Source organism: Umezawaea sp. NPDC059074 (assembly GCF_042738955.1).
Taxonomy (GTDB): Bacteria; Actinomycetota; Actinomycetes; order Mycobacteriales; family Pseudonocardiaceae; genus Umezawaea.
In genome coordinates this window covers 63,293-84,357 of sequence record NZ_JBHYHC010000008.1, presented here as the reverse complement: position 1 = coordinate 84,357, position 21,065 = coordinate 63,293, and the positions used below count along the sequence as shown (strand labels likewise).

General features: G+C 71.4%; 20 protein-coding genes. 13 read left to right on the top strand and 7 right to left on the bottom strand.

All coding sequences use genetic code 11. The features are described 5' to 3' along the window. Window positions 1-150: 150 nt before the first annotated feature. From ACFWW9_RS06315 to ACFWW9_RS06305, 3 genes are all read left to right on the top strand, one after another. Entirely contained in the window at window positions 151-1,023 is an 873-nt protein-coding gene (locus ACFWW9_RS06315; RefSeq protein ID WP_390372214.1) for a hypothetical protein, read from the top strand. 293 nt (window positions 1,024-1,316) lie between these two features. Then, window positions 1,317-2,681 (top strand): serine/threonine-protein kinase, encoded by a 1,365-nt coding sequence (locus ACFWW9_RS06310; RefSeq protein ID WP_390372211.1) that lies wholly within the window; start codon window positions 1,317-1,319, stop codon window positions 2,679-2,681. 141 nt (window positions 2,682-2,822) lie between these two features. Then, complete coding sequence (locus ACFWW9_RS06305) at window positions 2,823-4,472, top strand: serine/threonine-protein kinase (RefSeq protein WP_390372209.1); 1,650 nt, start codon at window positions 2,823-2,825, stop codon at window positions 4,470-4,472. A gap of 61 nt (window positions 4,473-4,533) precedes the next feature. Here ACFWW9_RS06305 and ACFWW9_RS06300 read toward each other — a convergent pair whose 3' ends face one another. Next, window positions 4,534-5,433 carry a LysR family transcriptional regulator gene (locus ACFWW9_RS06300; protein WP_390372206.1) on the bottom strand — a complete coding sequence of 300 codons (900 nt, stop codon included), beginning with the start codon at window positions 5,431-5,433 and terminating at the stop codon, window positions 4,534-4,536. Window positions 5,434-5,515: 82 nt separating this feature from the next. Between ACFWW9_RS06300 and ACFWW9_RS06295 the strand changes: the two genes are divergently transcribed. The 4 genes from ACFWW9_RS06295 (at window position 5,516) to ACFWW9_RS06280 (ending at window position 9,951) form a co-directional block, all read left to right on the top strand. Then, window positions 5,516-6,442 carry a DMT family transporter gene (locus ACFWW9_RS06295; RefSeq protein WP_390372203.1) on the top strand — a complete coding sequence of 309 codons (927 nt, stop codon included), beginning with the start codon at window positions 5,516-5,518 and terminating at the stop codon, window positions 6,440-6,442. 188 nt (window positions 6,443-6,630) lie between these two features. Further along, window positions 6,631-7,044: an SsgA family sporulation/cell division regulator gene (locus ACFWW9_RS06290; protein ID WP_390372201.1), complete on the top strand. Its 414-nt coding sequence runs from the start codon at window positions 6,631-6,633 to the stop codon at window positions 7,042-7,044. A gap of 21 nt (window positions 7,045-7,065) precedes the next feature. Next, complete coding sequence (locus ACFWW9_RS06285) at window positions 7,066-8,601, top strand: protein kinase (protein WP_390372199.1); 1,536 nt, start codon at window positions 7,066-7,068, stop codon at window positions 8,599-8,601. A 57-nt stretch (window positions 8,602-8,658) separates the two neighbouring features. Beyond that, window positions 8,659-9,951 (top strand): serine/threonine-protein kinase, encoded by a 1,293-nt coding sequence (locus ACFWW9_RS06280; protein WP_390372196.1) that lies wholly within the window; start codon window positions 8,659-8,661, stop codon window positions 9,949-9,951. Here the strand turns inward: ACFWW9_RS06280 and ACFWW9_RS06275 are convergent. The 3 genes from ACFWW9_RS06275 to ACFWW9_RS06265 are packed head-to-tail and all read right to left on the bottom strand — an operon-like array spanning window position 9,932 to window position 12,460. Further along, window positions 9,932-10,561, bottom strand: coding sequence for a hypothetical protein (locus ACFWW9_RS06275; RefSeq protein ID WP_390372194.1), 630 nt, complete (start codon window positions 10,559-10,561; stop codon window positions 9,932-9,934). The two genes, ACFWW9_RS06280 and ACFWW9_RS06275, sit on opposite strands and share 20 nt — an antisense overlap. Window position 10,562: 1 nt before the next feature. After that, window positions 10,563-11,225 (bottom strand): response regulator, encoded by a 663-nt coding sequence (locus ACFWW9_RS06270; RefSeq protein WP_390372191.1) that lies wholly within the window; start codon window positions 11,223-11,225, stop codon window positions 10,563-10,565. Then, the gene (locus tag ACFWW9_RS06265; protein ID WP_390372187.1) at window positions 11,222-12,460 is read right to left on the bottom strand and encodes a PspC domain-containing protein; all 1,239 of its coding nucleotides are present in this window, start codon (window positions 12,458-12,460) and stop codon (window positions 11,222-11,224) included. The genes ACFWW9_RS06270 and ACFWW9_RS06265 overlap by 4 nt, the downstream gene beginning before the upstream one ends. 110 nt (window positions 12,461-12,570) lie before the next feature. Between ACFWW9_RS06265 and ACFWW9_RS06260 the strand changes: the two genes are divergently transcribed. Next, window positions 12,571-13,800: a PspC domain-containing protein gene (locus ACFWW9_RS06260; RefSeq protein WP_390372184.1), complete on the top strand. Its 1,230-nt coding sequence runs from the start codon at window positions 12,571-12,573 to the stop codon at window positions 13,798-13,800. Beyond that, the gene (locus ACFWW9_RS06255; RefSeq protein ID WP_390372181.1) at window positions 13,793-13,999 is read left to right on the top strand and encodes a hypothetical protein; all 207 of its coding nucleotides are present in this window, start codon (window positions 13,793-13,795) and stop codon (window positions 13,997-13,999) included. Before ACFWW9_RS06260 ends, ACFWW9_RS06255 begins: the two co-directional genes overlap by 8 nt. Before the next feature lie 68 nt (window positions 14,000-14,067). Here ACFWW9_RS06255 and guaA read toward each other — a convergent pair whose 3' ends face one another. Next, window positions 14,068-15,627, bottom strand: coding sequence for a glutamine-hydrolyzing GMP synthase (gene guaA / locus ACFWW9_RS06250; protein ID WP_390372178.1), 1,560 nt, complete (start codon window positions 15,625-15,627; stop codon window positions 14,068-14,070). A gap of 18 nt (window positions 15,628-15,645) precedes the next feature. Here guaA and ACFWW9_RS06245 point away from each other — a divergent pair, with 18 nt between their 5' ends. Both ACFWW9_RS06245 and ACFWW9_RS06240 read left to right on the top strand, forming a co-directional pair. After that, on the top strand, window positions 15,646-16,362 hold the full coding sequence (locus ACFWW9_RS06245; protein ID WP_390372175.1) for a phosphotransferase: 717 nt from the start codon (window positions 15,646-15,648) through the stop codon (window positions 16,360-16,362). A 4-nt stretch (window positions 16,363-16,366) separates the two neighbouring features. Beyond that, on the top strand, window positions 16,367-17,812 hold the full coding sequence (locus ACFWW9_RS06240) for an aldehyde dehydrogenase family protein (RefSeq protein WP_390372173.1): 1,446 nt from the start codon (window positions 16,367-16,369) through the stop codon (window positions 17,810-17,812). Here ACFWW9_RS06240 and ACFWW9_RS06235 read toward each other — a convergent pair. Together ACFWW9_RS06235 and ACFWW9_RS06230 are read right to left on the bottom strand one after the other, a co-directional pair. Continuing rightward, window positions 17,784-19,517, bottom strand: coding sequence for an FAD-dependent oxidoreductase (locus tag ACFWW9_RS06235; RefSeq protein ID WP_390372170.1), 1,734 nt, complete (start codon window positions 19,515-19,517; stop codon window positions 17,784-17,786). The two genes, ACFWW9_RS06240 and ACFWW9_RS06235, sit on opposite strands and share 29 nt — an antisense overlap. A 49-nt stretch (window positions 19,518-19,566) precedes the next feature. Then, the gene (locus ACFWW9_RS06230) at window positions 19,567-19,815 is read right to left on the bottom strand and encodes a hypothetical protein (protein ID WP_390372168.1); all 249 of its coding nucleotides are present in this window, start codon (window positions 19,813-19,815) and stop codon (window positions 19,567-19,569) included. Between the two features lie 130 nt (window positions 19,816-19,945). Here ACFWW9_RS06230 and ACFWW9_RS06225 point away from each other — a divergent pair, with 130 nt between their 5' ends. Both ACFWW9_RS06225 and ACFWW9_RS06220 read left to right on the top strand, forming a co-directional pair. Continuing rightward, complete coding sequence (locus ACFWW9_RS06225; protein WP_390372165.1) at window positions 19,946-20,482, top strand: GNAT family N-acetyltransferase; 537 nt, start codon at window positions 19,946-19,948, stop codon at window positions 20,480-20,482. After that, window positions 20,482-20,910: a YciI family protein gene (locus ACFWW9_RS06220; protein WP_390372162.1), complete on the top strand. Its 429-nt coding sequence runs from the start codon at window positions 20,482-20,484 to the stop codon at window positions 20,908-20,910. Before ACFWW9_RS06225 ends, ACFWW9_RS06220 begins: the two co-directional genes overlap by 1 nt. Window positions 20,911-21,065: the final 155 nt, after the last annotated feature.

The window sequence follows — 21,065 nt, the reverse complement described above, 5'->3', positions numbered from 1 at the left end:
TGATCAACCCCTATTTTCTCACTCAGAGTTGTCTTAAATAAGGTTTAACCCGAGAAAATCCCCCAAAGGGGTTACAAGTGGGGTCACGATTCGGTATCCATGTTCCCGGCAAGTGAACGCAACGCAGTTGCTGGGAAGGTGTGACCCGCAGTGTCGAACGAGGACAAACGTCGTCGGCGAGATGGCTCGACCGCTCAGCTCTCGGTAGCGGAGCTGCTCGCCCGGCGGGAAGCCGAGACACAGCCGATCCCGGTGTACCGGGACGACGAAGAGGACACGATCCGCTTCCAGGCCGTGACCCCGCCCCCCGCCGCGACCGCGCCCGCCGCGCTGTCGACCGTGCGGATCGACCGCCAGTCGCTGTCCGGCCGGGAACTGCACGTCGCCGAGCTGCTGCGCCGCGAGGGCCGACCGGCCGACGACGAGCGCGGCGGGATGAAGATCAGCAAGCTGGTCGCCATCGCCAGCGGCGGCGTCGTCCTCTGCGGCACGGTCGCCTTCGGCGCCTCGCAGTGGCTCAGCTCCCCGGACGAGCGGCCCCTCGCGGACGTGCGGTTCGACGACCGCCCCGCGGCCCGCAACTCCAACAACACCGGCGGCATCGGCGCGCTCGCGCTGCCCGGCCAGCAGGCCAGCCCGACCACGCAGGACACCACCACCCAGCAGCAGCAGACGCAGACCCAGCAGCAGGCCCCGCAGACGCAGGACCAGCGCACGGTCGCGACGCAGCAGGCCCCCGCGACGCAGCAGCAGACCGCGGACACGACCACGACGACCACCGAGACGACGACGCAGCAGCCGACGCCGGACAAGGGCACCACCACCCAGAACCCGACGACGACCACGACGCCGAGCAGCAGCACCACGCAGCCGACGACGTCCACGTCCACGCCGTCCTCGTCGACGTCCGGCTCGTCGTCCTCGACGAGCACCCCGTCCTCCTCGCAGACGAAGCCGTCGAGCGGCCTCGGGGTCGGCGTGGGCGTCGGACTCGGCGGATTCGACTTCTTCGCGGAGCTGTAGAGGCTTCCGACTAGGCCGTTCGGCCCCAAAAAGCCGCGACTTCACCGTGAACCGGTGACGTCGCGGACGGCTTTCGGGTATCCCTTCGCGATCCGTGCTCGACGGTGCGTGACCTGCACAACGGTCCGAAAGCCGCCGTCACGGCCGGGGTAGGCTCTGCGGGCGATGACAGCCCGACACGGCGATGAGCGGTGGCCTACCCTGATCCGCCAACCGGAGCGCACGACGAGGAGCCCCAGCGTGAGACCTGCTGCACCTGCCGCGGTCCCGCAGCACCCACGCGAGGTGGCCTGGTGAGCGGCGAGGGTCAACTGATCGCCGACCGCTACCGGTTCCTCGACCGCATCGGCAGCGGCGCCATGGGCATCGTGTGGCGAGCGCAGGACGAGCGGCTCAACCGGATCGTCGCGATCAAGCAGCTGCTGCTGCAAGCGGGGATGGACACGCGCGAGCACGACGAGGCGATCCAGCGCGCCATGCGCGAGGGCCGCATCGCGGCGAAGCTGCACCACCCGAACGCCATCGCGGTCTACGACGTCGTCGAGGAGAACGGCGCGCCGTGCCTCGTGATGGAGTACCTGCCGTCCTACAGCCTCGCGGACACGCTGTCCGAGTACGGGGCTCTGGACCCCCTCCAGGTCGCCAGGATCGGCGCACAGGCCGCCTCAGCCCTCGCGGCGGCGCACGCGGCGGGCATCGTCCACCGCGACGTGAAGCCCGGCAACGTGCTGATCGCCGACAGCGGCCTGGTGAAGATCACCGACTTCGGCATCTCGCGCGCCACCGACGACATCACGGTCACCAAGACCGGCCTGATCGCGGGCACCCCGGCGTACCTGGCCCCGGAGATCGCCAGGGGCTCGGACCCGACGCCCGCCTCGGACGTGTTCTCGCTCGGCTCGACGCTGTACGCGGCGGCCGAGGGCGAACCCCCGTTCGGGCTCAGCGAGAACACCCTCGGCGTGCTGCACGCGGTCGCCGCGGGGCGGATCAACCCGCCGTCGCAGGACGGGCCGCTCACGGACGTGCTGCTGCGGCTGCTCAACGTCGACCCGGCGGACCGGCCGACGATGGGCCAGGCCCGCGAGCTGCTGGCCGCCGTCGCCTCCGGCCGCAACCCCAGCCTGACCGGTCTGCGCGCCGCGAGCACCCCCGGCGTGCTGCCGGTGGCCGGTCCCACGGCCGTCCTGGACCCCAACCGCACCCGCGTGGTGTCGGCGGGCACGGGCACCGGGTACCGCCAGGCGCAGCAGCCCCGGACCGTGGGCCCGTCGCGGCCGGTCGCGCCGCCGCCCAGCTCGGGCAACCGGACCCTGGCCATCGCCGCCGCCGTGCTGGTGCTGCTGCTGGCCGTGGGCGGGCTGATGGTCGCGCTGGGCGTGTTCAACAAGAAGGACGAGACGCCCCTGGTCCCCGGTTTGAGCAGCTCGTTGTCGGTGCCGCCCACGACGACGACCGTGGTGAAGACCACCACCAAGCAGCCCGAAACGACGACCGAGGAAGAGACCACCACCGAAGAGACGACCACGACGACGACCACGACCACCACGACGTCGAAGCCGCCTCCGGTGACCACGACCACCCCGAAGACCACGACGACCACCACAACGACGACCACCACAACGGTGGCGTCCTCGAGTGTGGTGCCCACTGGTTGAGGGACCTCGTAAGGTGGACACGCACACGGATGGGTTAAATTCGAACCCATCCCAGTGTCGCTACGTTTGTGCCCTAGTGGTGTAACCCGAAGTCGGGCCGCCGCTGACGAAGACACACCGCAATCACTCATGGGAGCAGCCGTGACCGACGATGGTCGCCTGGTCGCAGGCCGCTACCGATTGGGAACCCGAATCGGTAGCGGGGCGATGGGCGTCGTTTGGCAGGCGCACGACCAGCGCCTGCACCGCATCGTCGCGGTCAAGCAACTCCTGCTCCAGCCCGGCCTGGCCGCGGCGGACACGGACGAGGCGAAGCGCAGGGCCATGCGCGAGGGGCGGATCGCCGCCCGCTTGCAGCACCCCCACGCGATCGCCGTGTACGACGTGGCCGAGGACGACGGCCAGCCGTGGCTGGTGATGGAGTACCTGCCGTCCAAGAGCCTCTCCACCGTGCTGTCCGAGCGCGGCACGCTGTCGCCCCGCGACGTGGCCTCGATCGGCGAGCAGGTGGCGTCGGCGCTGACCGCGGCCCACAACGCCGGGATCGTGCACCGCGACATCAAGCCGGGCAACATCCTGCTCGGCGACGAGGGCGTCGTGAAGATCACCGACTTCGGCATCTCGCGCGCCACCGGCGACGTCACGGTCACCGCGACCGGGATGCTCGCGGGCACCCCCGCCTACCTCGCGCCCGAGGTGGCGAAGGGCTACGACCCCGGTTCGCCGTCGGACGTGTTCTCGCTCGGCTCCACGCTGTACGCCGCGATCGAGGGCGCGCCGCCGTTCGGGCTGAACGAGAACACCATCGCGCTGCTGCACCAGGTCGCGTCCGGCAAGGTCAACCCGCCGAAGCAGGCCGGGCCGCTGACCGCGCTGCTGATGCGCCTGCTGCGCCCCGAGCCCGAGGACCGGCCGACGATGGCCGAGGCGCGCGAGGCGCTGGCCGCCGTCGCCGCGGGCCGGGCCGCGCCCGAGTTCCCCATGGCCGTGCAGCAGGTGAGCCCGCCGTCGTGGCGCGGCCAGCCCGTGTCGTCGGACCTCCAGACGCGCGCGATGTCGCAGCAGGCCGCGGTCAACACGCCGCCGCCCGGCACCCGCATCGACGTCCGCCCCGGCCCGGCCTACCAGCAGCAGCAACCGCAGCAGGCGTTCCACCAGCAGGCCCCGCCGCGTCCGGCGGCCGCTCCCCAGCGGTCGAACAACCGGCCGGGCGCGGGTCCGCGCCCCACGTCGGGGTCGGGCAAGCAGCGGTCCACGATCATCACCGCGCTGGCCATCGTGGCGGCGGCGGTCGTCGGGATCATGGTCGCCAGCTTCCTGTCCAGCGGCAACGACGACAACCAGCAGCGGGCCGACCCCGGCTCGTCGGCCACCCAGTCGACGCCGAACGAGGCGCCCAGCTCGGCGGACAAGCCCGCGGAGTCCGGCGGCGGGTCGAAACTCCCGCCGAAGGTCACCGACCCGGCAGGCCCGAACCAGACCGCCCAAAAGCAGATGGTCAAGGACTACTACGCCTTGGCGCCCTCGGACCCCGGCTCGTCGTTCCAGTGGCTGCTGCCGCAGATGCAGGCGTCGAGCAACGGCCTGAACGGGTACAAGGGCTTCTGGAACACGATCTCGAAGGTCGACGTCGAGAGCATCGAGCTCAGCGGCAGCGACCTGGCCTACGTCGTGGACCTCAAGTACACGAAGAAGGACAAGACCACCGCCAAGGAGAAGCGCCTCATCGTGCTGAACTGGTCCGGCGAAGTGGTGCTGCTCCAGAGCGATCAACTGCTCGGCGGCTACTAGTTCCTCGAAAGCCCTCCACCGCGCGTCCCCCAGCACGATCCGGGGGGCGCGCGGTGGCGTTTCAGCTCGCCGCCGCCGCGTCCTTCAGGGCGTCCAGCAGACTCGCGGCGGCGGGGTTGACGGCTCCCGCCTCGCGGAAGGCGGCGTAGATGCCGCGGAACGGCTCGGGGTGGCGCAGGCGGCGCACGACCACGCCGGGGTGGACCGTGCCGAGGCCCAGCTTGGGGATCACCGTGACGCCGAGGCCCGCCCCCACGAAGCCCTGTGCGGTCGGGTAGTCGTCCGACTCGACCACGAAGTTCGGCGAGAAGCCCGCGCCCGCGCAGGCGTCGATGACGATGTCGCGGCACGCGCCCGGCGGGAGGGCCGAGTCGACCCACGGGTCGTCGGCGAGGTCGTTGAGGTCGAGGACGCGCTTGCGGCACAGCTCGTGGCCGCGCGGGAGGACAGCGAGGTACGGGTCGTCCAGCAGGTGCACGAGCTGGATGCCGGGGGCGGGCTCGGTGTTGCGGAAGTGCACGACGATGGCGACGTCCGCCCGGCCCGCGACGATCTCGATCATCGGGTCCAGCGGCTCGGTGAGCTTGAGGTCGAGCTTGACCGTGGGGTGCTCGGTGCGGAACCGGGCCACCGCGGGGGGCACGAGCGCCGCGCCCGCCGTGGCGAAGTAGCGGACGCGCAGACGGCCGGTGCGGCCCGCGCGGAGGTCCGCCAGCGCGGCCTCGGCCTCGACCAGGCGGTCGGTGATGCCCGCCGCGTGCTCGGTGAGGAGCTTGCCCGCCTCGGTGGCGCGGACGCCCCTCCCGGCGCGCTCCAGGAGGGCGATGCCCGCTTGCTTTTCCAGCGCCGCCACCTGTTGGCTGATGGCGGACGGCGTGTAGCCGAGGTTCGTGGCGGCGGCGGTGATGGAACCGCTGGTCACGACGGCTCTGAGCACCTGCATCCTGCGTACGTCCAGCATGACCCGACCTTACAGTTCTGCTACAACGTCGTGCAGTTCTTTTCACTTGTGCTGACGCTTCGGCGGACGCATCGTTAGCGCTGTGAACAAGCCCGGCACGTTGATCAGGTTCGGTGTCCTCGCCCTCGTCTGGGGGTCCAGCTTCCTGTGGATCAAGATCGCCCTCACCGGGCTGTCACCGGTCCAGATCGCGGTCGTGCGCACCGGCCTCGGCGCGGCGGTGATCGTCGCGCTGGTCTACGCGCGCGGCCACCGGCTGCCGCGGTCCCGCGCCGCGTGGGGGCACCTCACGGTCGCCGCGCTGTTCGGCAACGTCATCCCGTTCATCCTGTTCGCGGTCGGCGAGAAGACCGTCGACTCCGGGGTCGCGGGCGTCATCAACTCGACCACGCCGCTGTGGACGCTGGCGATCGGCCTGCTGCTGGGCTTCGAGAAGCAGCGCGGCGGGGCGCGGCTGCTGGGGCTCGTCCTCGGCTTCGCCGGGACGCTGCTGATCTTCGCGCCGTGGCACGCGGCCGGACTGGCCAGCTGGGGCGCGCTGGCGTGCCTCGCGGCCGCCGCGAGCTACGCCGTGGCGTACGTCTACATCGGCCGCACGCTGTCCGGCCAGGGCCTGACGTCGATGCAGCTCTCGTCCACGCAGCTGGTCATCGGCACGGGCATGACGGCGCTGGTCGTGCCGGTCGCGGGCCTCCAGCCGGTGCACCTCAACGCCGCCGCGCTGATCGCCGTGGCGATCCTGGGCGTGTTCGGCACCGGGATCGCGTTCATCATCAACTACCGGCTGATCGAGGACGAGGGCCCCACCAACGCCACCACGGTCGGCTACCTGCTGCCCGTCGTGTCGGTGCTGCTGGGCGCGGCCTTCCTGGGCGAGGCGCTGACGGTCCGGGTCGTCGCGGGCATGGTCGTGGTGCTGTTCGGCATCGCGCTGACCCGCCGCCGTCCCGCGCCCGTGGTGGCACCGGTCGACACCACCCTTCCAGTGCCGTCGGTTACCCTGAAGTGATCAACGGTCACACGCCGTGTCATCGGCGCTGCGCCAGTTGAGACAGGCGACCAGGCCAAACAGCCGCAAGTGAGACCCACGTCTCCCCCGATAGCGTGGTTCCTGGGCGAATAGCGTCTCGGAGCGCTGTCTCGGACGTCTCCTCCCATGAGAGCGTGAACAACGCAGGTAGGGAAGGGATGAGTCAGATGGCCGAGAACACGATCATCACCGCCAGCACCACGTTCCAGCTGCTGGTCCCCGGCATCGCGCCGGCGCCGGTCGAAGCGGAGCTCCAGTACAACCCGGAGGACCCGTACGCGGTCGCCGTGCTGTTCCACACCGGGCAGGGCAAGGTCGAGTGGATGTTCGCCCGCGACCTGCTGGCCGACGGTCTGCTGACCCCGTCCGGCGAGGGCGACATCATGGTGCGGCCCGCGGCAGACGACCCGGAGCGCGTCCTGCTGGAGCTGAACGCCCCCACGGGTTTCGCGATCCTGTCGGCGGAGGCCGAGCACATCGCCGAGTTCCTCGACCTCACCTACGACGTCGTGCAGCCCGGCGAAGAGGACCTGTGGATCAACTTCGAGAAGGAGTTGGCGAAGCTCGTCGCCTCCAGCTGATCGGACCGTTAACCTGCTCGAGTGAACGCTGTCGGCGGCAGATACCTGCTCAAGGAGCAGCTCGGCAGCGGCGGGATGGGTGTGGTGTGGCTGGCTCACGACGAGCTGCTGCACCGCGAGGTGGCGGTCAAGCAGCTCAAGCTGCCCGACCTGGCACCGGCGGCGTCCGAGGTGGCCCGCACCCGCGCCATGCGTGAAGCCCGCATCGCGGCCCGCTTGCAGCACCCGAACGCGATCGCGGTCTACGACGTGGTCGTCGAGGACGACCTGCCGTGGATCGTCATGGAGTACCTGCCCTCCCGCAGCCTCGCGGCGCTGCTGGAGGAACGCGGACCGCTCACCCCGGCCGAAGCGGCCCGGATCGGCGAGAAGACCGCGAAAGCCCTGGCCGCGGCGCACGCGGCGGGCATCGTCCACCGCGACGTGAAACCCGGCAACGTGCTGATCGGCCACGACGGCGCCGTGAAGCTCACCGACTTCGGCATCTCCCGCGCCACCGGCGACATCACCGTCACCGAGGCGGGCGCGATCGCGGGCACCCCCGCGTACCTCGCGCCCGAGGTGGCCCGCGGCGAGGCGCCCGACGCGCGGTCGGACGTGTTCTCGCTCGGCGCGACCCTCTTCGCGGCCGTCGAGTCCCGCTCCCCCTACGGCGACAGCGACAACCACCTCGGCCTGCTCTACCGCGCCGCCACGGGCGCGCTGGAACGGCCCACGCGCGCGGGCTCGCTGCTGCGCCCCCTGACCCTGCTGCTGGCCGTCGACCCCGCGGTCCGGCCGACCGCCGCCCAGGCCGCGGCGCTGCTGGAGGTCCTGCCGACCGAGGTGATCCCCACCCCGCTGGGCCTCCCGGTGCAGGCCCCGCGACCGACTCCCACCGCACGCGGCCCGGTTCCCCCGCTGCCCACTGCGCAGAGCCCGGTCCCCACCACGCGCGGCCCGGTTTCCCAGCCACCCGTCACGCACGGCCCGGTTCCCCCGCTGCCCACCGCGCAGAGCCCGGTTCCCACGCCGCGCGGCCCGGTTTCCCAGCCGCCCACCGCGCAGGGCCCGGCCCCCACGCCGCCGCCCGCCCCCGCCCCGGCGGCGAGGACGCGGCCCCGGTGGCTCGCGCCCGTCGTCGCCGCCTGCGTGCTGGCGGCGCTGGTCGTGGCCGCGATCCACTTCCTCCCGCTGCGCGGCCCCCGCCACGGGGGCCAGCTCGCAGGCGGGCCCACGACGACCGAAAGCGCGGCCGCGAAACCCGTCACGCTCAACGCGACCGTGGCGTCGAACTTCGTGCTCGGGTACTTCCGCTCGGCCAAGAACGAGACGCGGACGTCGTGGGAGAAGATGGGCGAGGACAAGCGGCCGACGTTCGCCGAGTACGAGCAGTCCGTGGCGGCGTTCGACGAGGTCACCCCGGACGCGAACCCCGAGGTGGCGAAGAAGGGCGACGACTACCTCGTCATCGGCAAGGTCAGGCTCGTCAAGAACGGCAAGACCACTGCCCGGTCGTACCGGATCACGGTGAGGCTCGTCGACGGCCAGCCGAAGATCTACGAGGACCCGCAGTAGCCAACTGAGACGGCCGTGGTCCTCACGGGCGGGCGGCCCTGCGGCTAACCTGCTCGGGTGGTGAACGCGGTCGGCGAGCGGTACTCCCTGCTGGAGCGGATCGGCGCCGGGGCGATGGGCGTCGTGTGGCGGGCCCACGACGACCTGCTGCACCGCGAGGTCGCCGTGAAGCAGCTCAAGCTGCCCGACTCGGACCCGGCGGCGGCCGAGATGGCCCGCACCCGCGCGATGCGCGAGGCCCGCATCGCGGCCCGGCTCCAGCACCCCAACGCCATCGGCGTGTTCGACGTCGTCGTGCAGAACGGCCTGCCGTGGCTGGTCATGGAGTACCTGCCGTCGCGGAGCCTCGCGGCGCTGCTGGACGAGCACGGGCCGCTGCCCCCGGCCGAGGTGGGGCGGATCGGCGGCCGGATCGCGGCGGCGCTGGCCGCGGCCCACGCGGCGGGGATCGTGCACCGGGACGTGAAGCCCGCGAACGTGCTGATCGGCCACGACGGCACGGTGAAGCTCACCGACTTCGGCATCTCCCGCGCGGTCGGCGACGGCACGCTCACCGAGGCCGGGATGATCTCCGGCACCCCCGCCTACCTGGCCCCCGAGGTCGCCCGCGGCGACGCGCCGGACGCGCGGTCGGACGTGTTCTCGCTCGGCGCGACCCTCTACGCGATGACCGACGGCGGCTCGCCCTACGGGCCCACCGACAACAACCTCGGCGTCATCTACCGCGCGGCGACCGGCAAGATCGACCTGCCGAAGCGGGCCGGGCCGTTGACCGGCGTGATGAAGCGGCTGCTGTCCAACGAGCCCGCCAAGCGCCCCACCGCGGCCGACGCCGCCGTCCTGCTCACGGGCGCGCCACCGGTCGCGCTCGACGCGCCGAGGCCCAGCCGCAAGTGGGTCGGACCCGCCGTGGCCGCCGCGGTGCTGGTGGCCGGGATCGTGGGCGTGCTGGTGTTCCTGCCGCCGTCGCAGGACAACCGGCAGAACAGCTTCCCCGACGAGTACGGCGTCCCCACCACGACAGGCGAGACCAGCGCGCCCGCCGGTGAACTCGACGAGGTGGCGGGCTTCGTCCGCCTGCACTACGGGACGGCCGTCAAGGACCCGCGCACGGCGTGGGAGAACCTGGAGCCGAGCTACCGGCCGACGATCGAGGAGTACGAGAGCTTCTGGAAGAAGTACGACCGGGTGAAGGCGGACATCCTCAACGTCGAGGCCACGGGCACCGGCTACACGGTGGACGTGCAGCTCACGCTCACCACCGGCAGCGAGTCCACCATCGAGGCCTACCGGGTCGGCGTCCAGACCATCGCGGGCGCGAAGAAGATCGTCAGCTCGGCGAAGATCTGAACGCCAGCTCCAGCAGCGCGTACCCGCCACCGCCGACGACCACGCCCATCAGCGAGCCGACGAGCACCTGCGCCGTCGTGTGGTCGCCCAGCTCGACCCGCGACCACGCCACGAGCGCGGCGGGCAGGACGAGCAGCAGCAGCCACGGCCCGTAGACGACCGCGCCGACGACCACGGCGGCGAACGCCACGGCCGCGTGCAGTGAGACCTTCCACTTCAGCCCGAACGTGATGGCCATGCTGACGATCAGCGACGCGAACATGCTGCCCGCGAGCGCCAGCATCTCGTGCGGCGCTCCCCCGAGGACGAGCACGGCGGTGCCGACGGCCAGCGAGCCGCCCGCCGCGACCAGCGGGACGAGCCTGCCCTCGCGGTTGGTGACGTGGTGGCCGTCCCACTTCCCGCTGCGGGCGCCCTTGACGATGACGACCATCGGGATCACCGACGCCGTGATCGCCACGACCAGGCCCCACAGCACAGTCGGCCAGAGGGAGCGGGTCGCGGCGGCGGCCACCGCGAACGGCAGCGTCAGCACCCACACCCAGGGCGCGAGGACCTCGGTGGCGAAGCGGGCGAGCAGGTGGACCGGTTGTGCCGTGCGCTGGGTCAACTCAGACCAGCCTGCGGTCGGAGGCCCAGCGGGACAGCTCGTAGCGGTTGGACAGCTGCGTCTTGCGCAGCACGCTCGACACGTGCGTCTCGACCGTCTTCACCGAGATGAACAGCTCGGAGGCGATCTCCTTGTACGCGTAGCCGCGCGCCAGCAGCCGCAGCACGTCCCGCTCGCGCGGGGTCAGCAGGTCCAGCTCGGGGTCCCGGATCGGGGCCGCGCCGGGCCGGTCGGCGAACGCGTCCAGCACGAAGCCCGCGAGCCGCGGCGAGAACACCGCGTCGCCGTCGGACACCCGCACGACCGCGCGGACCAGCTCCTGGCTGGAGATCGTCTTGGTCACGTACCCGCGGGCGCCGGCGCGGATGACCGCGATGACGTCCTCGGCCGCGTCCGACACCGAGAGCGCCAGGAACACGACGTCCGGCAGCGCGGTCCGCACCTGGGCGAGCACCGCGGCGCCACCGCCGTCGGGCATGTGGACGTCGAGCAGCACCACGTCCGGCTTGTGGTGGCCGATCCCGGCGACCGCCTCGCCCACCGAGCCCGCCTCGCCGACGACCTCGATCTCGTCGCTGATCGAATCGAGCTCGGCCCGAACCCCCGCGCGGAACAGCGCGTGGTCGTCGACCAGGAACACCCTGACCCGTTTGCCGTCGGTCACGACCTGGCCTCCTGCTTCCTCGGCATCTCCAAGTGCACCTCGGTCCCCTCTCCGGGACCCGTGCGCAGCTTGGCCTCCCCACCGTGCCGGACCATTCTCCCCCGGATCGAGTCGGCGAGGCCATGCCGGTCCTCCGGAACGGCCTCCGGGTCGAAGCCCTTGCCCCGGTCCTTCACGAAGACGTTGACGCTGTCCGCCTCCACCTCCCCGTAGACGCTGATCTCCGCGACCCCGGCGTGCTTGGCGGCGTTGACCATCGCCTCGCGCGCGGCCTGCACCATCGCCATCAGGTTGTGGTCCAGCGGGCAGTCCCCGACGACGACCTGCTGCACCGAGATGGCGAACGTGTCCTCGACCTCCCCCGAGGCCAAGGCGATGGCGGCGGACATCGTGGTGGGGCGGGCGGTCTCGCCGAAGTCCCTGCCGTACAGCCAGTCCCGCAGCTGGCGCTCCTGGCCGCGGGCGAGCCTGCGGACCTCGCGCGGGGCCTCCGCCTGCTTCTGGATCAGCGCCAGCGTCTGGAGCACGGAGTCGTGCAGGTGCGCGGCGATCTCGGCCCGCTCCTCGGTCCGGATGCGCGCCCGGCGCTCCTCGCCCAGGTCGTTCACCAGCTTGATCCACAGCGGCACGGTGAGCAGCGCGACGCCCGCCAGCGTGGCGAGCACGGCCACAAGCGCGAACTGGATCTGATCGAGCTTGTAGGTGTTGAACAGCAGCACGCCGATGCCCAGCGCGACCAGCGCCACCCCGGAGACGATCCGGATCAGCGTCGACCGGCCCCCCTGGCCGAACACCCCGCTGCGGGCCCCGTCCCGCCACCGCCGCCGCTGCGCCTCGTCCGCCTCGCGGTACACGACGCCCGCGCCGACCAGCGCCACCGCGAGCGGGCCGACGACCCACCCACTGACCGCGCCGGTCAGCAGCGTGACGAGCACCGCCGCGCCCAGCCCCAGCGCGAGCAGTCCGATGGCCTGCTGGCGTTCCTTCGGCTTCGGCGGAGCCTCGTCCCCGACACCGACCGCGTGCTGCGGCACGAAGACCCACAGCAGCCCGTACGCGATCACGCCGACGCCGTTCAGGGCCATCAGCGCGGCGAACACCCCGCGCACCCAGAACACCTCGACGCCGAGGTGGTCGGCGATCCCGCCCGCCACCCCCGCGACCACGCGCCCGTCGCGGCGCCTGCGGACCGCGACGTCCGTCCCCGCTGTCGTCTCCACCACCTGCGAACTCACCACTCGATCGTCACACGCCCCCGGATGCGGGTCATCAGGGTTCCACCCGAGTCAGTGTTCAGGGTGCTCCCCCGATGTGCGAGGCGGTGCTACACCCCAAACTCGGTGATGTGAGTGGGAACCTGACAGCAGCCAACGTCGAAGAGACGTTGAAGGACTTCTGGGCCAGCAGGCCCAGACGGCCGCACCGCGGGCGCAAGATCGCCGGTGTGGCCGAGGGCATCGCGGAGCGGTACCGGATCGACCCCGTGATCGTGCGGGTCGCTTTCGTCGCGATGGCGTTGTGCAACGGTGCCGGCGTGTTCATCTACCTGCTGGGCTGGCTGGGGCTGGCGCAGGAGGACGACGAGGTGTCGCCCGTCGAGGCGCTGATCGGCAGGGGGCGCAGCTCCACGCCGATCCCGCTGACGGTGCTGCTGTGCCTCGCGGTGTTCCCGGCGACCGGGTTCTTCTTCGACGGCGGTTTCACGATGGTGGCCGGGGTGCTGCTGTCCGTCGGAGCGATCTTCCTGCTGCACCGCGAACGCGGCGCGCTCAACCGACCCGCCCCGACGACCACGACCGCTTTCGCCACGGATCAGGTGACCGACATGGGCCAAGGCCAGGAGAAGACCGCCGACACCCCGCCCGCGTGGGACCCGCTGGGCGCCGCGCCGTTCGCGTGGGACCTGCCGGAACCCGGCCAGCCCGTGGTCAAGTCGCCCGAGCCCCCGCCCGTGCGGCGGCGCAGGCGCAAGTCGCCGGTCACCGGCATCACGCTCGGCGCGGTGCTGCTGGTCGTGGCCGGATCGGTGATCGCGGGCCCCTACGACAACTGGCTCACGCCGTTGCACACGCTCGGCCTCGTGGTCGGCGTGATGGGCCTCGGCCTGCTGGTCGGCGCGTTCACCCGCGGCGGTCGCGGACTGATCGGCCTGGTCATCCCGCTGGGCGCCGTCGCGGTGTTCGCCACGATGGTGAACTTCGGCGGGTTCGGCGACAGCGACCGGCTCGGCGACTTCAGCGACAAGCCCGCGACCATCGCGGACGTGCAGCGGAAGTACGACACCAGGGCGGGAACCCTCGACCTGGACCTGACCGCGCTGCCGAACTCCGGCACCGTGGAGACCGAGGTCTACGCGGGCGTCGGCACCGTGCAGGTGACCGTGCCGAAGAACGCCGACGTGGACGTGCGCTGCGAGGCCGAGGTCGGGTCCGTGCAGTGCCTCGGCAAGCAGAGCGACGGCCGGGCGCCCGCGTTCGACTTCACCTCCGAGGGCGAGGACAAGCTCCCCGGAGGCCTCAAGATCGTGCTCAACGCGCACACCGGACTGGGAGAGGTCGTGGTCAACCGTGGCTGACCGGGAGACGGAGCCGCGGAGCGGTTTCGACATCGTGGCGTTCGTGTTCGGCATCGGGGCCCTGATGGCGTCGGCGTTCGCGCTGACCGGCGGCCAGTACTGGCCCGACTTCCTGGACCTGCGGTGGGTGGTCGCCGGTGGCGCGATCGTCATCGGCCTGGGCCTGCTGGCCGGATCGGTGCTCCGCGGCAGGCGCTAGTCGCCACCCACTCACGACGAAGGCCGTGACCCCTCGGGGTCACGGCCTTCGTGTCGTTCAGGGGAGTCCTACTCCCACTCGATGGTGCCCGGCGGCTTGCTCGTCACGTCGAGCACGACGCGGTTCACGTCGGCCACCTCGTTGGTGATGCGGGTGGAGATGCGCTCCAGCACGTCGTACGGCAGGCGCGTCCAGTCCGCGGTCATGGCGTCCTCGCTGGACACCGGCCGCAGGACGATCGGGTGGCCGTAGGTGCGGCCGTCGCCCTGGACGCCGACGCTGCGCACGTCCGCGAGCAGCACGACCGGGCACTGCCAGATCGTCCGGTCGAGACCGGCGGACGTCAGCTCCTCGCGGGCGATGGCGTCGGCCTGGCGCAGGATCTCCAGCCGCGGGCCGGTCACCTCGCCGATGATCCGGATGCCGAGGCCGGGGCCGGGGAACGGCTGGCGCTGCACGATGACCTCGGGCAGGCCCAGCTCCGTGCCGACCCGGCGGACCTCGTCCTTGAACAGCGCGCGCAGCGGCTCGACCAGCTTGAACTGGAGGTCGTCCGGCAGGCCGCCGACGTTGTGGTGGCTCTTGATGTTCGCCGCGCCGGTGCCGCCGCCGGACTCGACGACGTCCGGGTAGAGCGTGCCCTGCACCAGGAAGTCGTAGTCGCCGTCGGCCTGGAGGTCGCGCGCCGCCTGCTCGAACGCGCGGATGAACTCGCGGCCGATGATCTTGCGCTTCTGCTCCGGGTCCGTGACGCCCTTCAGCGCCTCCAGGAACCGCTCGCGCTCGTCCACGGTCACCAGCTTCACGCCGGTCGCCGCCACGAAGTCGCGCTCGACCTGCGTCCGCTCGCCCGCGCGCAGCAGACCGTGGTCGACGAACACGCAGGTCAGCCGGTCGCCGATGGCGCGCTGCACCATGGCCGCCGCGACCGCGGAGTCGACGCCGCCGGACAGGCCGCAGATGGCCTTGCCGTCGCCGATCTGCTCGCGGATCCGCTCGACCTGCTCGTCCACGATCGACGAGGTCGTCCACTGCGGCTTCACGCCCGCGATCTCGTGCAGGAACCGGCGCAGCACCTCCTGGCCGTGCGGCGAGTGGCCGACCTCCGGGTGGTACTGGACGCCCGCGAACCTCCGCGCGGTGTCCTCGAACGCGGCGACGGGGGCGCCGTCGCTGGTGGCGGTGACGGTGAAGCCCTCGGGGGCCTTCGTCACGCAGTCGCCGTGGCTCATCCACACGGGGTGGTGGCCGGGCAGGTCGTCGTGCAGCTTGCCGCCGCCCTCGGTCACGCCCAGCTCGGTGCGGCCGTACTCGCGGGTGCCGGTGTGCTCGGCGGTGCCGCCCAGCGCCACGGCCATCGCCTGGAAGCCGTAGCAGATGCCGAACACGGGCACGCCCGCGTCGAACAGCTTCGGGTCGACCTGCGGAGCGCCCTCCTCGTAGATGCTGGAGGGGCCGCCGGACAGGACGATCGCGAGCGGGTCGCGCTCGAGCAGTTCCGCGACGCTCGCGGTGTGCGGCACGACCTCGGAATAGACCTGGGCCTCGCGGACTCGACGGGCGATCAACTGCGCGTACTGCGCCCCGAAGTCGACGACGAGTACCGGCCGGTTGCTGGTTTCGGACACGGGGCAAGGATGTCAGACGTGAACGAAGAACTCCTGACCGGAGGCGGTCTCAACGAGGTGGTGCGGGTCGGTTCGACGGTCCGCCGACCGGCCGGGCCGTGGGCTCCGCGGGTGCACGAGTTGTTGCGGCGCTTGGCACCACTGGGCTTCACGCCGGAGGTGCACGGGATCGACCCCGAGGGCCGGGAGGTGCTGGGGTACCTGCCGGGTGAGGTTGGCCACCCGCCGCTCGGCGAGGCCCTGCGGTCCGAGGAGGCGCTGGTCGCGTACGCCCGGATGATGCGCGCGCTGCACGACGCGTCCGTCCCGCTGGTGGACGCTTCGGGCTGGCAGCTCCCGACGTTGGAGCCCGCGGAGGTCGTCTGCCACGGCGACCTGGCCCCGTACAACGTGGTGTTCGCGGCCGGGCTGCCGGTGGGCGTGATCGACTGGGACACCGCCCACCCCGCGCCGCGCTGGTGGGACGTGGCCTACGCGGTCTACTGCCTGGCACCGTTCTCACCCGAGTGGGGCACGCCGGAATCGCGGTGGGAGCGGGCCGAGCTGTTCTGCTCGGCGTACGGCTGTCCGAGTGAAGGCATCACCGACCACGTGCTGACCCGGTTGGCGGACATGGTGCGCACCATCAGGGAGAACCCGGCGTTCCACGTCCAGCGCGCGGAGAAGCACGACGAGTACTACCTGTCGCACGTCGAGCACATCCGAGCCGGTCGAGCCGCGCTGGCATACCGTTGACGCCATGGACGCGATCACTCCTCAACCCCGGCCCTGCTGGATCGCAGGCCGCCCGGAACAGGGCGCGCGGGAGATCACCGTGCACCACCCGTACGACGGGACGGAGGTGGCCACGGTCGCCGTGCCCGGCCCAGAGCAGGTCGAGCGCGCGATAGCCGCGGCCGCGGCCGTGGCCAAGGAGTTCCGCCAGACCCCCGCGCACGTGCGGGCGGCGGCGCTGGAGCACGTGTCCAGGGCGTTGGCCGAGCGCGAGGAGGAGATCGCCGAGACGATCACCGCCGAGAACGGCAAGCCCCTCAAGTGGGCCGAGATCGAGGTCCGGCGGGCCGTCAGCGTGTTCAAGTTCGCCGCCGAGGAGGCCCGCCGGTTCGACGGCGACCTCCAACGGCTGGACACCGACGCCAACGGCGCGGGCCGGATGGCCCTGGTCCGCCGCGTCCCCCGCGGGCCGGTGCTGGCCGTGGCCCCGTTCAACTTCCCGCTGAACCTGGTGGCGCACAAGGTCGCCCCGGCGCTGGCCGTCGGCGCGCCGGTGATCGTGAAGCCCGCCTCGGCGACCCCGCTGTCGGCGCTGCTGCTGGGTGAGCTGCTCGCCGAGACGGACCTGCCGGACGGCGCGTTCTCGGTGCTGCCGGTGCGCGGCGGGGACATGGCGACGCTGGTCGAGGACCCTCGGCTGCCGGTGATCTCGTTCACCGGGTCGACCGGGGTCGGCTGGTCGCTGATGGACTCCGCGCCGCGCAAGCACGTGGTGATGGAACTGGGCAGCAACAGCGCGGCGATCGTGTGCGCGGACTGGACCGACCTGGACTACGCGGCCTCGCGGATCGCGACCTTCGGCAACTACCAGGCGGGCCAGTCGTGCATCGCCGTGCAGCGGGTGATCGTGCACCGCGACGTGGCCGACGCGTTCGTGCCCAAGCTCGTGGCGGCCGTGGGGGCGTTGCGGACCGGCGACCCGCACGACCCCGAGGTCGAGGTGGGACCGCTGATCGACCTCGACAACGCGGTCCGGGTGAAGGAGTGGATCGACGAGGCGGTCTCGTCGGGAGCGAAGCTCCACGTCGGCGGCGGCCAGTCGGGCACGACCGTCGAGCCGACCGTGCTGGAGGGCGTCCCGGCGGACTCGTCGGTGTGGAAGCAGGAGGTCTTCGGGCCGGTGCTCGCGGTGTCCGTGGTGGACAGCGTCGAGGAGGCCTTCGTCCAGGCCAACGACACCGAGTACGGGTTGCAGGCCGGGGTGTTCACCCGTGACGTGCAGGTGGCGTTCGCCGCGGCGGCGGAACTGGAGGTCGGCGGCGTGATCGTCGGCGACGTGCCGTCCTACCGGGCGGACCAGATGCCGTACGGCGGTGTGAAGGGCTCCGGCACCGGCCGCGAAGGCGTGCGGTCGGCGATGGAGGACTTCACCGAGGAGCGCGTCATGGTGCTGACGGGGATCCGGCTCTGATCTCCACGATCGGCAGCCTCAGCGCGCCGGGCGCGGACGCGGGGACGGCGGGCTTGAGCGGCGCGACGGGCGCGACCCGCCGGTAGCCCGCGCCCTGCTCCGGCCGCCCGTCGGCCTCGCCCTTGTTGGGCCACAGCGAGAACGCGCGCTCGGCCTGCGCGGTGATGGTCAGCGACGGGTTGACGCCGAGGTTCGCCGAGATCGCCGCCCCGTCGACGATCGACAGGCCGGGGTAGTTGTGCACGCGGTGGTAGGGGTCGATGACGCCGTGCTCGGCGTCCTCGCCGATCGGGCAGCCGCCGATGAAGTGCGCGGTCAGCGGGATGCCCGCCAGCTCGCCCCAGGTGCCGCCGGGGATGCCGCCGATGTGCTCGGCGGTCAGCACGTTCGCCCGGTGGCCCGCCGGGATGAACGTCGGGTTCGGCTCGCCGTGGCCCTGGCGGGAGCTGAGCTTGTGCCGCCCGAACAGGCCGCGCTTGGCGAACGTGGTGATCGAGTTGTCCAGGCTCTGCATGACCAGCAGGATCAGCGTCCGCTCGCTCCACTGCTTGACCGACAGCAGCCGCAGCAGCCGGCGCGGGTGGCGGACGGCCTGGCCGAGGAACTGGAGGAAGCGCGGGGTGCTGGACTCGCCGTCGGTGGCCAGGGTCTGGAGCATCCCCATGACGTTGCTGCCCTTGCCGTACCGGCAGGGCTCGATGTGGGTGATCGCGTCCGGGTGGAACGACGACGTGATCGCCACGCCGCTGGTGAAGTCGCGGTCCGGGTCGACGGTCTGCCGGGCCGCGCCGACGATCGACTCCGAGTTCGTGCGGGTCAGCTCGCCCAGCTTCGGCGACAGCGCGGGCAGGGTGCCGTCGGCGCGCATCCGGTGCAGGAGCTGCTGGGTGCCCCAGGTGCCCGCGGCCAGGACGACCCTGGTCGCGGTGAGCGTGCGGCGGTTCTTGCGGAGGGTGGACCCGGTGCGCTCGGTGCGGATCTCCCAGCCGTTCCCGGTCTCGCGGAGGCTGGTCACGGTGGTCAGCGGCAGCACCTTCGCGCCACCGCGTTCCGCCAGGTGCAGGTAGTTCTTGACCAGGGTGTTCTTCGCCCCGACCCGGCAGCCGGACATGCAGCTGCCGCACTCCGTGCAGCCGGTCCGGTCCGGGCCCGCGCCGCCGAAGTACGGGTCGGAGGCTTTTGTCCCCGGCTCGCCGAAGAAGACGCCGACGGGGGTCGGGTGGTAGCTGTCGGCCACGCCCATGTCGGCCGCGACCTGCTTCATCACCACGTCGGCCGGGGTCGTGGTCGGGTTGGTGACCACGCCCAGCATCCGGCTCGCCTGGTCGTAGAACGGCGAGAGCTCGGCCTCCCAGTCGGTGATGTGCGCCCACTGGCGGTCCGCGAAGAACGGCTTCAACGGCCGGTACAGCGTGTTCGCGTAGACCAGCGACCCGCCGCCGACACCCGCGCCAGCGAGCACCATGACGTTGCGCAGCAGGTGGATGCGCTGGATGCCGAAGCAGCCCAGCTTCGGCGCCCAGAGGTACTTGCGCAGGTCCCACGACGTCTCGGCGAACTCGTCGTCGGCGAACCTCCGGCCCGCCTCGACGACGGCGACCCGGTAACCCTTCTCGGTCAGCCGCAGCGCCGCGACGCTGCCGCCGAACCCCGAGCCGACCACGACGACGTCGAAGTCCACGTTGTTACCGGTGAGTTCACCCATGGAGCCGAGAGTAGGGGTTACTTCCGGTAACGCCTAGATCCGAACCGGTTCAGACCCCGTGCGCGTCCAACCAGGCCAGGATCGGCGGGGCCAGCCAGAAGAGGACCAGCCACGCCAGGAGCGCCACACCGGCCACGGCGGCTACGACCAGCGCGACCACCGATCCGGCGAAGCCCGCGCGGCTGTCTATCGCCGACGGGGTGGCGGTCGGCTCGACCTCCGCGTCGGTGTCCGCGTCGGTGGTGTCGGTGTCGTCGGTGTCGGTATCGGCCAGTCCCAGCTCGACCAGGTCGTCCACGTAGCCCTTCCTCGGTTCGCTTCTCGGAGGTTTCACTCTACCGAGGGAGGGGTTGTCCAAGATCATCTAGCGGGGGCGTGGGGTTTCGGGGGGACCTGCTAGGCGGTCATGAGGTAGACATGTGGCCACCATGTTCTCCCTCCCCCTGCGTGATGACGCCCTGCTCCGACCGTTGGAGCCGTGGAACGCGCCCGAGTTCGCCGAGCACCTGGAACGGGCTCGGGAGCACATCCGGCCGTGGGTCGGGTCGGCGTTCGCGTCCGATCCCGCCGAGGTGATCCTGGAGCGGTATGCCCAGCGGGTGGCCGCGGACAGCGGACGGCTGTTGGGGATCTGGCTCGACGGGGTGCTGGTCGGTGGGGTGATGTTCGTGGCCTTCGACGTTGGGTCGGGGGTGTGCGAGGTGGGGTGCTGGGTGGAGCCCGCGGCTGAGGGGCGTGGGCTGGTGACGCCTGCGTGCCGAGTGCTCGTCGAGTGGGCGGTTCGGGTGCGTGGGATGCACCGGGTGGAGTGGCGGTGCCGGGCCGACAACGCGCGGAGCGCGGCGGTGGCGGCGCGGTTGGGGATGGTGCTGGAAGGGGTGCTCCGGGGGGCGTGGCTCTTCGAGGGTGCTCGGTACGACGAGCAGTTGTGGGCGGTTCTTGCTACCGACTTGGAGGATCACTGATGCGGTTCATGGCGTTGATCAAGGCGACTCCCGAGACTGAAGCCGGGGTGCTGCCCAGCGAGCAGTTGTTGGCGGAGATGGGGGCATTCAACGCGAAGCTCGTGGACGCCGGGGTGTTGGTGGCCGGGGAAGGGCTGCGGGACAGTTCCAAGGGGGCGAAGGTTCGGTTCTCGGCTTCCGGGACGACTGTCGTCGATGGGCCGTTCACCGAGACGAAGGAACTCATCGCGGGGTTTTGGATTCTTCAGGTGGGGTCTCGGGAAGAGGCCGTGGAGTGGATTCGGCAGGTGCCCAATCCGGATGGGGCCGAGTCGGAGATCGAGATTCGGCAGGTGTTCGAGGCGGATGACTTCGGGGACAACCTGACGCCGGAGTTGAGGGCTGCTGAGGGGGAACTGCGGAAGAGGGCGGCTGAGCAGCGGAAGTAGGGCCTGTGGGGTTGGTGGGGTCGCTGGCCTGTGACCAGCGGCCCCTTGCCCTTGCCTCTTGGTCCAGCGGGGCCACCCCTCGACCCTTGATCCAGCAGGGTCACCCCTGGCTCTCGGTCCCAGCCTGGTCGGTCAGCGGCTTCGATTTCCAGCCC